Source organism: Rhizobium sp. YJ-22, assembly GCF_029601685.1.
Classification (GTDB): domain Bacteria; phylum Pseudomonadota; class Alphaproteobacteria; order Rhizobiales; family Rhizobiaceae; genus Metarhizobium.
This window is the reverse complement of sequence record NZ_JARRIR010000037.1, coordinates 1-11985: the sequence shown is the minus strand read 5'-3', so window position 1 is coordinate 11985 and position 11985 is coordinate 1. Positions and strand designations below refer to the sequence as shown.

13 protein-coding genes and 1 pseudogene are annotated in these 11985 nt (G+C 62.0%); 6 read left to right on the top strand and 8 right to left on the bottom strand.

Annotated elements, in window-relative coordinates; translation table 11 throughout:
• Positions 1-39: 39 nt before the first annotated feature.
• The 6 genes from dsbG to blh form a co-directional block, all read right to left on the bottom strand.
• Positions 40-843 carry a thiol:disulfide interchange protein DsbG gene (gene dsbG / locus P7F60_RS30360; protein ID WP_077549651.1) on the bottom strand — a complete coding sequence of 268 codons (804 nt, stop codon included), beginning with the start codon at positions 841-843 and terminating at the stop codon, positions 40-42.
• Between the two features lie 200 nt (positions 844-1043).
• Positions 1044-1841, bottom strand: a complete 798-nt coding sequence (locus P7F60_RS30355; protein ID WP_277921184.1) for a sulfite exporter TauE/SafE family protein — start codon at positions 1839-1841, stop codon at positions 1044-1046.
• Positions 1823-2254, bottom strand: coding sequence for a YeeE/YedE family protein (locus P7F60_RS30350; protein ID WP_097142923.1), 432 nt, complete (start codon positions 2252-2254; stop codon positions 1823-1825). Before P7F60_RS30350 ends, P7F60_RS30355 begins: the two co-directional genes overlap by 19 nt.
• Positions 2251-2661 (bottom strand): YeeE/YedE family protein, encoded by a 411-nt coding sequence (locus tag P7F60_RS30345; protein WP_077549654.1) that lies wholly within the window; start codon positions 2659-2661, stop codon positions 2251-2253. Before P7F60_RS30345 ends, P7F60_RS30350 begins: the two co-directional genes overlap by 4 nt.
• On the bottom strand, positions 2658-3005 hold the full coding sequence (bigR, locus tag P7F60_RS30340; protein WP_097142925.1) for a sulfite-sensing transcriptional repressor BigR: 348 nt from the start codon (positions 3003-3005) through the stop codon (positions 2658-2660). The genes P7F60_RS30345 and bigR overlap by 4 nt, the downstream gene beginning before the upstream one ends.
• Positions 2996-4294: a bifunctional sulfur transferase/dioxygenase Blh gene (gene blh, locus P7F60_RS30335; protein WP_109707831.1), complete on the bottom strand. Its 1299-nt coding sequence runs from the start codon at positions 4292-4294 to the stop codon at positions 2996-2998. The genes bigR and blh overlap by 10 nt, the downstream gene beginning before the upstream one ends.
• Before the next feature lie 119 nt (positions 4295-4413).
• Here blh and P7F60_RS30330 point away from each other — a divergent pair.
• Positions 4414-4862, top strand: a pseudogene (locus P7F60_RS30330) (hypothetical protein).
• Positions 4863-4893: 31 nt separating this feature from the next.
• Here P7F60_RS30330 and P7F60_RS30325 read toward each other — a convergent pair.
• Entirely contained in the window at positions 4894-6261 is a 1368-nt protein-coding gene (locus tag P7F60_RS30325; RefSeq protein ID WP_077549656.1) for an ATP-binding protein, read from the bottom strand.
• The gene (locus tag P7F60_RS30320) at positions 6258-6920 is read right to left on the bottom strand and encodes a response regulator transcription factor (protein ID WP_077549657.1); all 663 of its coding nucleotides are present in this window, start codon (positions 6918-6920) and stop codon (positions 6258-6260) included. The genes P7F60_RS30325 and P7F60_RS30320 overlap by 4 nt, the downstream gene beginning before the upstream one ends.
• 104 nt (positions 6921-7024) lie before the next feature.
• On the opposite strand from P7F60_RS30320, the gene dsbD reads away from it, so the two are divergent.
• The 5 genes from dsbD to P7F60_RS30295 all read left to right on the top strand — a co-directional run bounded on the left by dsbD (position 7025) and on the right by P7F60_RS30295 (position 11848).
• Positions 7025-8869, top strand: a complete 1845-nt coding sequence (gene dsbD, locus P7F60_RS30315) for a protein-disulfide reductase DsbD (RefSeq protein WP_097142928.1) — start codon at positions 7025-7027, stop codon at positions 8867-8869.
• A complete protein-coding gene (locus P7F60_RS30310) occupies positions 8866-9681 on the top strand; it encodes a TlpA disulfide reductase family protein (protein ID WP_277921183.1) in 816 nt (271 codons plus the stop codon). The genes dsbD and P7F60_RS30310 overlap by 4 nt, the downstream gene beginning before the upstream one ends.
• Complete coding sequence (locus P7F60_RS30305) at positions 9678-10373, top strand: L,D-transpeptidase (RefSeq protein ID WP_097142929.1); 696 nt, start codon at positions 9678-9680, stop codon at positions 10371-10373. Before P7F60_RS30310 ends, P7F60_RS30305 begins: the two co-directional genes overlap by 4 nt.
• Positions 10374-10985: a DsbA family protein gene (locus P7F60_RS30300; RefSeq protein ID WP_077549659.1), complete on the top strand. Its 612-nt coding sequence runs from the start codon at positions 10374-10376 to the stop codon at positions 10983-10985. It begins immediately after the preceding gene.
• A gap of 104 nt (positions 10986-11089) precedes the next feature.
• On the top strand, positions 11090-11848 hold the full coding sequence (locus P7F60_RS30295; RefSeq protein WP_077549660.1) for a L,D-transpeptidase: 759 nt from the start codon (positions 11090-11092) through the stop codon (positions 11846-11848).
• Positions 11849-11985: the final 137 nt, after the last annotated feature.

The following is an 11985-nucleotide window of genomic DNA, read 5'->3' as shown; positions in this document are numbered from 1 at the left end:
TCGGCCCATTGCAGACATAGAAGAGCGGAGCGGGTTAAGCTATCTCGAACCCAAGATCATCTCGAGCGCGGCATCCTGAGGCAGACCAGCCATCTGTCCGATGCTACCATCTGCCTTCCTGAAGACAATCGCAGGGGTGCCGGAAAAGCCAAGCTCGGTCATCAGGGTGGCATTGTGCTCAAGCTTTTCCGCCATTGCGGGGCTGACCGTTTCCAAAGGGGCGATGCCGCCGTCCTCGTACTTGTGTTCGTTTTCGGCCAATGCCTCCTCAGGAGACTTAGCCTCAAGAATGGCAGCCGCCTTGGCAGGCGAATCCTGTCTGATCACGCCGACCATGACATGCCGCAACTGCACCTTGCCCGCTTCGACCCATGGTCTGGCAGACTTCCAGAATTGGTGGCAGTAGGGACAGTTTGGATCGGTAAACACGTAGACGATCCTTGGCGCGTTTGGGCTTCCGTCCTTCACCCATGTGGATCGCTCAAGCTTTTGCCAGCCCTCTTCCGAGATCGGCGCTTCTACCATCTCCTTGAGTTGGGTCTCCGCCATGTCCTGTCCTGCTGCGTCGACAAGTGTGCCAACGACCACATGTTCGCCATCCGGGGTGAGGTAAAGTGCCAGAGGTTGAGCGCCAGCTTTTGCGGCGAATGCTCTCAGACCGCCTGGCACCTTCATCTCTCCAAGGATTGTCAGTCCCTGCTGCTCGATCGCCTTCAGGATCCGGGGATACTCTTGGGGCTGCGGGACATCCTCGGCTGCGGCGATCTGTGGTGCAGAACCGAACAGCAGCGCTGTGAACAGCATCAGGGTGGGTCTGAGATTGGTGACAATGAAGAGGCGCATTGGAGTTCCTTCAAAAGCTGTCGCTTGACCTGCTCACCTTAAGGCAGCCTTAAGGAGCGGCCCCTGTGCATGTGGCAGCGCCGGTCCTTGCTTCTGTCCGAGTAAGTGTCGCTTTGTTAACGGTGTCCTGAATAGACGTTCACTCGGCGCCGGCACCGCTATGAGGCGCCAGGAGGTCGCCACATTGAGATTGGCCGCCCTCAGCCAATCATCGACGTCCCCCAGTTGCGATAGAGGATGTAGGCTGCGACCACGAAGATCAGCGCGGCAAACAGGCGGTTGAGGATGTTCTTGTAGGCGCTGAGGCGTGTGGCGAGGAGCATTCCGAGCACGCCGCCGATGATGCCACCACCAATGAACTCGGCGGCAAGCCACAAATCCACCAGACCGGAGCTGGCGTAGTTCAAGGCGGTCGCCAGCCCGAACACGCCGACGGAGAGGAGCGAGGTACCGATCGCGTTGATCATCGGCATGCCGGTCGCCAGCATCAGGCCGGGAACGATCAGGAAGCCTCCGCCGATGCCGAAGAAGCCGGATGCCGCGCCCGCGGCCAATGCGACGGCCGCGGTGGCGAGGCACATCCGGAGGTCGACAGGACGGCATTCGATCGCAACTGCCTTCCTGGGCTTGAGCATCAGAGCGCCCACAACCACCATCAGGATGCCGAACAGGAAGATCAGTCGGTCTCCGTCCATCGCCTTGCCGAGGCTTGAGCCGGCAAGCGCGCCAACCACGCCAAGCGCGGAGAAGACGGCCGCGCACCGCCACCAGACATGCCCCTTGATCGCGTGGCTCACAAAGTTGGCAAAGGCGTTCACGGCAACCGCAAGCGCGCCCGTTCCAATGGCAACATGCGGCTGCGTGACGCCGACGACGTAGAGGAGGAGCGGCGTCGCTAGGATCGACCCACCGCCGCCGAGCAGGCCGAGCATGAAGCCGACGATCCCGCCGGAGCCGACTGCCGCAAGAATTGAGGTGGTCACGTCCGTCTGCTCCATACTCGGTCGTGCAAGGTCATGCCCACCAGCATGGCGATGACGAACAGTACCGTCTGGGGGATGCCGATGGGCAGCGACGCGACCGCCGGGCCGGGACAAAAGCCACCGATCCCCCAGCCGAGGCCGAACAGGGCGGATCCGATGATGAGCGGCGGGTCGATCTGCCGATTGGTCGGGACATGGAAGCTGTCGCCCAAGGCCGGGTGTCGCATCCGCTTCATCACCTGAACACCGATGAATGCGACGACGACGGCACCGCCGAGAACAAAGGCAAGACTTGGATCCCACGTGCCGAAGATGTCGAGGAAGCCTTGGACGCGTGCCGGGTTCAGCATCCCGGAGAGGGACAGGCCGAAACCGAAGACGATGCCTGATGCGAGCGCGGCAGCGAACTGGTAGATATTCCGGTTCATGATCCAAGACCTCGCAGAAGGGTAACGGCAACCACGCCGGCTGTCAGGAAGGTGGCGACAGCCACCATCGAGCGCGGCGACAGGCGGGCCAGCCCGAGGACGCCATGCCCGCTGGTGCAGCCGGATCCCATCCGCGAGCCGAATCCTACCAGCAACCCGGCGACGATGATCAGCGGCCAGCCTGCAGTGATCTCGACCTCTGGCCAACCATCGAACATGACGAGGTAGGCCAATGGCCCGAGCAGCAGGCCGAGCACGAAGGCCAGGTTGGTGGTCAGGCCGACACCCTGGGCAAGACGGCCGACGATGCCGCTGATCCCGGCGATCCGGCCGTTGAGGAGCAGCAGCATGACCGCTGACAGGCCGATCAGCATGCCGCCGGTCAATGATGGGAGATACTGGCTCATGTGTGGTCCTTCACGCAGAAGATGTCATAGAGGGCGGCGACCAGCTGGGCCGCCTTCTCCTCGGTCAGGGAATAGAAGATCTGCTTGCCGTCCCGCCGTGTCTCGACGATGCCGGAGCCACGCAGCACCGTGAGGTGCTGTGACAAATGTGGCTGATGCAGATCGAGCTTCTCTTCAAGCTCGCCGACCGAGTATTCTCCCTCCACCAGCGTGCAGACGATCATCAGCCGCGCCGGATGGGACAGCGTCTTGAGGAGGTTTGCCACCTCTTCGGCGCGGCTCGCCATTTCGACCGGGGAAAGCCCTGCCTTCAACATTGCCTTCAGGTCGGTGCTCATTCCCATGCCGCCCCCTGCAATGCATCGAGCGGGAACTTGAGGTAGCGCTTGCCGTTGGCTTCCGGCTCCGGCAGACGCCCGCCGCGGATGTTCACCTGCAGGGCATGCAGGATGAGCTTTGGCATAGGCAGCGTCTTGTCACGCTTGGTTCTGAGAGCGACGAACTCCTCCTCGCTCACGCCGGCAAGATGCGGGTTGGATTTCTTCTGCTCGGCCACGGTGCTTTCCCACCGAGGCGCCCGATCATCCGGCTGATAGTCGTGGCCCGTGAAGATCCGGGTCTCGTCCGGGAGCGCGAGGATGTCCTGTATCGACCTCCACAGCACCCGTGCATCACCACCGGGGAAGTCGGCACGCGCCGTGCCGCTGTCGGGCATGAACAGCGTGTCGTGGACGAAGGCTGCGTCGCCGATCACATAGGTGATGGAGGCGAGCGTATGTCCGGGCGAGAACATCACCTTCGCATCGATAGACCCGACCTTGAACGTATCGCCGTGGGCGAACAGTTGGTCCCATTGCGATCCGTCGGTGGCAAGCTCGGGCCAGTTGTAGATACCCTTCCACAGCTTCTGCACGTCCACGACGCGCTCGCCGATGGCGGTGCGCGCGCCGGTCTTCTCCTTCAGGTACTGGGCGGCCGAGAAGTGGTCGGCATGCGGATGGGTGTCCAGGATCCACTCGACCGTCAGTCCTTGGGCGCGGACGTAGTCGAGGATGGCGTCGGCATTGAGCGTCGCCGTCGCACCTGCCTTCTCATCGAAGTCGAGAACCGGGTCGACAATGGCGCACTTGCCCGTCTCCGGATCGGAGACGACATACTGGACGCTCCAGGTGCGCTTGTCGAAGAAGCCCTTGACCTGCGGTCGGCGGGGGGCCTGCTTCTCCAGCCAGGCTGCAGCGCCCCTTGTGTCGAAGCCGCGTTCACGTCCGAAGTCCATGACCTGGTCGGCACGCAGGCGGCCGTCGAGGACCTCTCCGATCACATAGAGGTTCAGCGACCGGGTGCCGGTCTTGCAATGGGCGAAGACGGGGCCCTCAGATTCATCGATCGCGCGCTGGAAGGCGCGCACGTCCGCCTCGGTGATGGTGGCTCCGGTGACTGGAATGAACGCATAGGACAGGTTGCAGTGCTTTGCTTCCTGCGCTTCGGCTTCGGTTCCCGGCTGTCCGGGCTCCTCGCCATCCGGGCGATTATTGATAAGTGTCTTGAACCCGTTCGCGCGCAGCGAACGGATGTCTTCGACGCTTGGCTGAGACGAGACCGAAAGCTTCTCGGATACACTGGTGACAGGCATAACTAGCTCCGCGTAAATATCGTTATACGTTCTAATATATTATATAGTGAGTTACCTTCAAGGCCGGTCACGGAACTTTGTGCTTCCCCTGGGGTTCCCGCGCAAAGGAGATCAAAACCATGGCCACGACAGCGAACCGGGTCAGCGCCCAGACATCCGACGAGATCAACAACCGCCTTCGCTGGCAGATGGAAGAGAGGCTCGCCTACTACGAAGCCCACCCCGACCAGATCGCAGCGAGGCTCGCGGAACTTGATCGGGAGTGGGACATCGAGCGGACGCTCGAAGCAAATGCCTCCTCTTTGGCATTCACAGGGACCATTTTGGCGGCGACAGTAGACAAACGATGGCTGCATTGCCGGCAATCGTAACCGGCTTCCTGTTCCAGCACGCCATCCAAGGCTGGTGTCCGCCCCTGCCGGTATTGCGCCGCATGGGGTTTCGGACGGCGGAGGAAATCAACCAGGAGCGATATGCGTTGAAAGCGCTCAGAGGTGACTTCGACGCCAAGGGCGGCAACAGGCTCGATGCTGCGCTACGAGCCGTCGGGGTCAGACGGGGTCCATAAGCGCAACAGGACAGGGCCAGCCGCCAAGGGCTCAGATCGGAAACGACGCCCTCGCAACAAACCAGCGAGCACCTCTCTCGAAGGTCAGGCTTCCGCCTAGACGGGCGAGCGCCATCTGGACGATCGACAATCCAAGCCCGCTACCATGACCATGCGCCTTTGATCCCCGGAAGAAGCGTTCCGTGACGCGCTTTTCGTCCTCCTGCTTAATTCCCGGTCCCTGGTCCAGGATTTCAACGCAGACTTCGTTTGTCCTCGCCAGGACGCGGCACCTGACTTCGCCGGCCTTTGGGGAATGCTGGATGGCATTTTCAAGCAGATTGCGGAGGACCAGACGAACAAGGATCCTGTCGCCCCGGATGACGGTGGGTGGCTGAGCCTGGTCTGAAAGTTCCATCGCCACATGGACGTCGTTCGCTGCGAGCTGGTTCTCCAACTCCCAGGCCACTTCCCCGACAAGGACTGCGATATCGACCTCCTCATCGCTCGTGACGTCCTGCGACGCATCTACGGCGGCAAGATCGATAAGCTGCCTGACCATCCGGCTGGTTCGGTCGACGCTGGTGGAGATGCGAGACAGCGCGTCACGCTGGACGCTCGGTTCGTCGGTTCGAAGGGCCACCTGCGCCTGGGTCTTGAGACCTGCGAGCGGCGTCTTCAGTTCATGCGCTGCATAGGCGGTGAAGCTCCGTTCGCGGTCGCGCGCTTCAGCCACGCGACCGAACAGGCTGTTCAGCGCCCGGATGACCGGCCGAACCTCCCGCGGAACCGATCCCGCATCCACCGGGTGGAGTTCGGATGCAGAACGGCCGGCAAGCCCTTCGGCAATACGCGTCAGTGGAGCAAGGCCACGCCCGACGCTCAACCAGATCAACGCTGCCAGGACGGGGAGAATGACGATCCCGGGGAGAAGCAGTCCCTTGATGACGTCGCCGATCAGCCGGTCTCGGATCTCAAGACTGTCACCGACCAGCACACGGACGCCAAGCGTGGGATTGACGACGGCGTAGACTCGCCACCGTTCTCCTTCGATCTCCGTTTCTTCGAAGCCATCTGTATGGCTCGCCAGCGAGGTTGCAGGCGCGCTTTCAGAGCGGCTGACGAGGCTGCCCTGAAGCGACCAGATCTGGCAGGAAAGTTGACGGCTATAGCCGCCGCCGGCTTCCTTAAATGGCGGAGGGGGAGTATCGGCAGTTGCCGCATTGGCTGCCGCGGAGGGATCGATCTGGTGATCCGTGATCAGCGAACTCACCATGCGTGCCGCTTCCATCAGGCGCGCGTCCAGTACGCGCTCGACTTCGGCTTGCGTGCTCGCATAGATCCAGGCGGCAGCGAAGAGCCACACCGCGCCGGTCGTGGCAATCAGGATTGCAAACAGCCGGATCCGTATGGAGTTCATTGTGCCGCCCTCAATCGATAGCCTGCGCCCCGAACGGTCTCGATGAAGCTCGCGCCCAGCTTGGATCGGAGCTTGTGGACGTGAACTTCCACCGTATTGCTCTCGATCTCCTCCTGCCATCCATAAAGCTTCTCCTCGAGATTAGACCGGGACAGGATGACGCCGGGCGTCTCCATCAGCGCCTGCAGGATGACGAACTCCCGCCGCGAGAGGGAGATCGCCATGCCGTCACGCGATGCGGACATGCGCGCCGGGTCGAGGCTCACGTCCTTCCATTCGAGAAGCCCTGTGGCCCTGCCGTGTCCACGACGGACGATGGCACGGAGCCGGGCAGCGACCTCGTCGAGATCGAAAGGTTTTCCGAGATAGTCGTCGGCTCCCGAGTCCAGCCCTGCTATTCGATCGGCAACTTCGTCCTTCGCAGTCAGCAGGAGAACAGGGGTGCGGTCGCCGGACCGTCGCATCCTTGCCAGTACATCGAGGCCAGTTCCGTCCGGGAGCATCAGGTCCAGGATGACGGCATCAAATCTGTCGGCCTCGATCGCAGCGTCGGCATCGGCAACCGATGTCACGGCGTCGACCGTGAAGCCGCACATCTGCAGCCCGACCTTCAGGCCGTCCAACAGGATCTCGTCATCTTCCACGACCAGCAGGCGCATCACATCCTCATCTGACTTCGCGTCCTCCCTGCGCCGGCTACCTTAAGGCTGCCTTAAGGTTGGGAGGAGAGACCGCCGCTCCAACCCAAGCAACGGAGCGGACCTTGCGTTTCTTCCTGTCGGTTTCATCTTTCATCGTGGCCTTAGCCGTCTCGGCGGTGGCGTCAGCTATCGAACCGCCGCTTCCAATGGATCAGGCCTTTCGCATGGAGGCAGGACGCGACGGTCCTGACATCGCATTAAGATGGCAGCTTGAAGACGGCTACTATCTCTACCGAGAATACCTCAGTGTGAAAGACGCCGACGGCAGACCTCTCGAAATGACAACCCCGCCGGGCGTCATCAAGGAGGATCCCGGATACGGAAGCACCGAGGTTTATTATGGGACGGCTACGGCAACGATCGCCGGACCGGTCACTGGTTTCGTCAAGGTCACCTACCAGGGCTGCCAGGATGGCGGTCTCTGCTATCCTCCGACCACGGTCGATCTCGACCCTGCTGCGTTGACGCCTGTAGCCAGCAAAAAACCGGCTGGTCTTCAGACTGCGCTTCAGTCACAGGCAGCCTTTCCTCTGGTGTCCAAAGCCGCGCCGGAACCCGCCGACACGGCTGCAATCCGTATCTCTGACCAGTCCTCCAACGGACTCGTGGGATCTCTGCTCGATCGCGGTGGAGTGCTGTTGCTGGTCGCCGGCTTCATGGGGCTCGGCGTCCTGCTGGCCTTCACGCCATGCGTGTTTCCCATGTACCCTATCCTCGCCGCGACCCTTTCGAGGGAGGGCGAGAGCCTGTCGGCTGGACGTGGATTTGTATTGTCGTCAACCTACGTCCTTTCTTTGGCGGCTGCCTTCAGTCTCTTCGGCGTGGTCGCTGCATGGTGGGGTCAGAGCTTCCAGATCGCGCTCCAGTCTTCCGCTGCCACACTCGTCGTTGCAGCCATCTTCGTGGCTCTGGCACTTTCAAGCTTCGGGATATTCGAACTCCAGCTTCCCTCCTTTCTCAGGAACCGGCTCGCCCCACGCCGCGATTCAGGAGGTTCACTGGCGTCTTCGGCAGCGCTCGGATTCTCATCCGCTCTGGTGATCGGACCTTGCGTTACGGCTCCGCTCGCCGGCGCGCTTCTCTACATTGCGCAGACCGGAGACGTCGTCCTCGGCGCGACGGCCTTGTTCGCGCTCGGCATCGGCAAGGGCATCCCCTTGATCCTGATGGGGACCTTCGGGTCGGGCCTGCTTCCGCGTGCAGGACAATGGATGGAACGGGTCCGGCAGGTCTTCGGCTTCCTGTTCCTCGCCACCGCGGTCTGGCTCGTGGACCGTCTGCTGCCTGCCGGAACTGGTCTTCTGTTGTGGTCTATCCTGGCGATCACCTTCGGGGTTTTCATCGGAGCCTTCGATCAGATGAGACCTGAGGCCGGCAGCGCTGCACGATTTGCCAAATCTGCTGGCATGTTGGCCGCTCTCTACGGCGTCATGCTAGCGATTGGCGGCCTTTCGGGCGCAACCGATCCTCTGAAGCCTCTCGCGCCCATCACTGTCGCGCGCTCCGGAGACGCAACACCAACGAAAGCGATTGACAAGGATTCCTTCCAGTTCGCTGCCTCCTCCTCCGAACTGTCCTCGCTGCTGGCAGCCGACGCGGGAGACACCCCCTCGCTTGTCTACTTCACGGCCGACTGGTGCGTCACCTGCCGGGTGATCGAGCGATCCGTTTTTCCGGACCCGACGGTGGTGAACGCGCTGGACGGCATCCGCCTGATCTCGGTGGATCTCAGTGAGATCACCGAGGCCAACCAGTCGCTGATGAAGGACCTTCAGGTCGTCGGGCCCCCGACAATGCTGTTCCTCGACGGCAACAACGATGAGATTGCCGACAGCAGGCTGGTGGGAGAGATCAGTGCAGACACCGTTACGACGTCTGCATCAGCAGCCAAGAGCGCCCTTCGATGAACGCCGTCTCCTTCGGTCCCTTCGCGTTCGACGCCGAGCGCTTCGCTGCCATCGTGGGCATGGTCGTGTTTCTCGCTGCAGCGTCCGTTCTTGCCCACCGGGTCGACGACAGGCTCGGACGCTGGTCGTCTTGGACGGCTCTGGTCGGACTGGCGGCGGCGCGCCTGGGGCATGTTCTGCAGCATGCCGGGAGCTTCGCTTCGGAGCCTTGGCGGATCCTTGCGGTGTGGCAAGGCGGGTTCTCCTGGAGCGGAGGGGCCGCAGGCGTCGCCGTGGTGCTGGTCCTGCTGTTCCTGAAGAGCCGAAAGCTTGTCGGATGGGCCGTGGCTAGCCTTGCCGCTGGCATGGTTGCGACAGCGGCGACGCTGGCGTTGACCTATTCTGACCCGCAGCTAGCGCCCGTCACCTCCAGCTTCCGGACACTTGATGGTGCCGAAAGAGGGATCGGTGCCAACGGTCGTCCTACGGTTCTGAACCTGTGGGCGACGTGGTGCCCGCCTTGCCGCCGCGAACTGCCGATGATGGCGGAACTTGCTGCCAGTACGGCCGACGTCGACTTTGTCTTCGCAAACCAGGGAGAGCCTGCGGCAAAGATCGCTGACTACCTCCGGAGCGCGAACCTCGATCTGCCGCAGGCGGTGCTCGATCCGCAGCTTCTGCTCAGCCGCCACTATTCGGCGGTCGGTCTGCCCGCAACACTCTTCTTAGCAGCCGACGGCACGCTGGCCGGCTCTCACCTCGGCGAGATTTCCCGCGAGGTTCTCGCGCAGAAGATCCAGGAACTCAAATCTGAAGAAGGAATATCCGAATGATCCCTGCCCGAGCGGCCGATCTGTGGCGACCGTTGACCGCCTCGCTTTTCGTCATGGGGTTGTCGGCCTGCGCGCAGACCGCCGCGGAGCCCGCAAAGGTCGAAGCCCCGAAAGCGGACCCGTCGTTGGCCAGTATGTATGCGCCGATCAAGGATGGAGACGAAACCATCCCCGGCGTCGACGTCTCCAAGATGGATCCGAAGAATGTCCGCCAGGTTGTGGACTACAAGACCGGCTATCCGGCAGGCACTATCGTGGTCGATCCCCACTCCCGTTTTCTTTACCTCGTCATGGAGGGTGGCAAGGCGATGCGCTACGGCGTCGGCGTCGCCAAGGCCGGCATGGAATTCGAGGGCGAGGCCGATATCGCCCGTAAGGCGCAGTGGCCGGGCTGGGTGCCCACCCAGAACATGATCAAGCGCAATCCGGAGCGCTACGGCCCTTTAGCATCGGGCCTGGAGGGTGGCATCAAGAACCCTCTGGGAGCACGTGCCCTGTACCTCTACCAGGGCGGCAAGGACACGCTCTATCGAATCCACGGGACCAATGAACCCTGGAGCATCGGCAAGTCGGTCTCGTCCGGCTGCATCCGGCTGCTGAACCACGACATCATCGACCTGCATCGCCGCGTGCCGAAGGGCTCCAAGGTCGTCGTGCTCGGACCTGAAGAATCGCGAAAAGGAGAAGTATGAATGATTACCCGCAGAAACCTGCTCGCCGTCACCGCGGGCACTGCCGCAGTGGCTGCCGTCCTCCCGCGCCTGGCGTTCGGCCAGGAGATCACCGAAAAGACCGTCTTCCATGATCCGGACGCACCAGTTCTCGGCAATCCCAAAGGGGACGTCACGGTCGTCGAATTCTTCGATTACCAGTGCCCCTACTGCAAGAAGATCCATCCCATGCTCGAGAAGGTCGTTCGCGAGGACGGCAATGTCCGGCTGGTGCTGAAGGACTGGCCCGTCTTCGGCGGTGCCTCGATCTTTGCTGCCCAGGCAGTTCTCGGAGCCGCCCAGATCGGCAAGTACGAGCCTGCAATGGAGGCGCTGATGAAGACGACGGGCAAACTGACTGAAGAAGCCGTGGAGAAGGCGCTCACGAGCACCGGCCTCACGATGAAGGAAATTGCTGCCGCCGTGAACAAGCACAGCACCAAGATCTCGGGGCTGCTCGACCGCAACTACAGCCAGGCGCTCGCCTTCAACTTCGCAGGTACGCCTTCCTTCGTCATCGGCCGGACCACGTTCGCAGGTGTGCTGGATGAGAAGGGGCTGAAGAAGGCGATCGCAGAGGCCCGCGCGGCCTGAGCGGGTGGCTCCACGGCGCACTGGCCTCCGCCATTCGTCACTTAAGGTTGCCCTAAGGCGGGCAGGCTTGGAAGCAGCCCGCGAGATTAACAGAGAGTACCGACATGGCCTATGACAGTCAGACTGAAGAGAGAACGAGCAGCTCAAATGGACGGTGGGTGGGTGCAGGCTTGCCAAGGCGCTCCTTCATCCTTGGTGTAGGGGCGATCGCCGTCTCTGGCTGTGTATCGACCCAACCGCCGCCCGTCGTGACGATCGCCGAACCTCCGCCAGCGCCTGCGCCGGTGGTGCCGCCGATGTACTATGCAATGCCCAATGAGAGGTTTCCGATCCCGGAGGTCGACATCAGCCAGCTACCGCCGCAGTTCTGGCGAACCGAGGTGGACTATCCGACGAACGAGAAGCCAGGCACCCTCGTCGTCGATACGCCAGCCAAATATCTCTACCACGTTAAGGCAGGTGGCCGCGCGACCCGCTATGGAATCGGAGTAGGACGGGAGGGGTTCGCCTGGGCTGGGGAGGCCATAATGGCTTACAGGCGGGAATGGCCGCGCTGGACACCGCCTGATTCAATGGTTGCGCGGCAGCCAGGGCTGGAGCCCTACAGCATTGCAAATGGAGGCATGGATCCCGGACTCAAAAATCCACTCGGTGCTCGCGCCCTCTATATCCATGAAAACGGGAAGGACACGCTGTATCGGATACACGGCACGCCTGAGGCGTTCAGCATCGGGAAGGCCGTTTCCTCAGGTTGCATTCGGCTCATCAATCAGGATGTGATCCATCTTCACGACGAGGCAAGAGATGGCAGCCGCATCGTCGTCATTCCCGACCCGGCGATGAGCCATCTGCTTGTGGGATGAACTTCAGGTTGACCCGCGTGTCACATCACCAGCGGGTCAACCTGTGATCCTGGGGCAGGAATCGCCGCGTTCGGCTCGCTTTAGAAATTGCCGCAACGCAGCCGTATGCGCTGGACTGCAATGTCCGCTGTTGGCGC

Bases quoted from the DNA above. Each gene is read 5' to 3' on its own strand.
- P7F60_RS30355 (WP_277921184.1), bottom strand. From the start codon at position 1,841: ATGGAGCAGACGGACGTGACCACCTCAATTCTTGCGGCAGTCGGCTCC.
- P7F60_RS30345 (WP_077549654.1), bottom strand. From the start codon at position 2,661: ATGAGCCAGTATCTCCCATCATTGACCGGCGGCATGCTGATCGGCCTG.
- dsbG (WP_077549651.1), bottom strand. From the start codon at position 843: ATGCGCCTCTTCATTGTCACCAATCTCAGACCCACCCTGATGCTGTTC.
- P7F60_RS30325 (WP_077549656.1), bottom strand. From the start codon at position 6,261: ATGAACTCCATACGGATCCGGCTGTTTGCAATCCTGATTGCCACGACC.
- P7F60_RS30305 (WP_097142929.1), top strand. From the start codon at position 9,678: ATGATCCCTGCCCGAGCGGCCGATCTGTGGCGACCGTTGACCGCCTCG.
- blh (WP_109707831.1), bottom strand. From the start codon at position 4,294: ATGCCTGTCACCAGTGTATCCGAGAAGCTTTCGGTCTCGTCTCAGCCA.
- P7F60_RS30350 (WP_097142923.1), bottom strand. From the start codon at position 2,254: ATGAACCGGAATATCTACCAGTTCGCTGCCGCGCTCGCATCAGGCATC.
- bigR (WP_097142925.1), bottom strand. From the start codon at position 3,005: ATGGGAATGAGCACCGACCTGAAGGCAATGTTGAAGGCAGGGCTTTCC.
- P7F60_RS30300 (WP_077549659.1), top strand. From the start codon at position 10,374: ATGATTACCCGCAGAAACCTGCTCGCCGTCACCGCGGGCACTGCCGCA.
- P7F60_RS30310 (WP_277921183.1), top strand. From the start codon at position 8,866: ATGAACGCCGTCTCCTTCGGTCCCTTCGCGTTCGACGCCGAGCGCTTC.
- P7F60_RS30295 (WP_077549660.1), top strand. From the start codon at position 11,090: ATGGCCTATGACAGTCAGACTGAAGAGAGAACGAGCAGCTCAAATGGA.
- P7F60_RS30320 (WP_077549657.1), bottom strand. From the start codon at position 6,920: ATGCGCCTGCTGGTCGTGGAAGATGACGAGATCCTGTTGGACGGCCTG.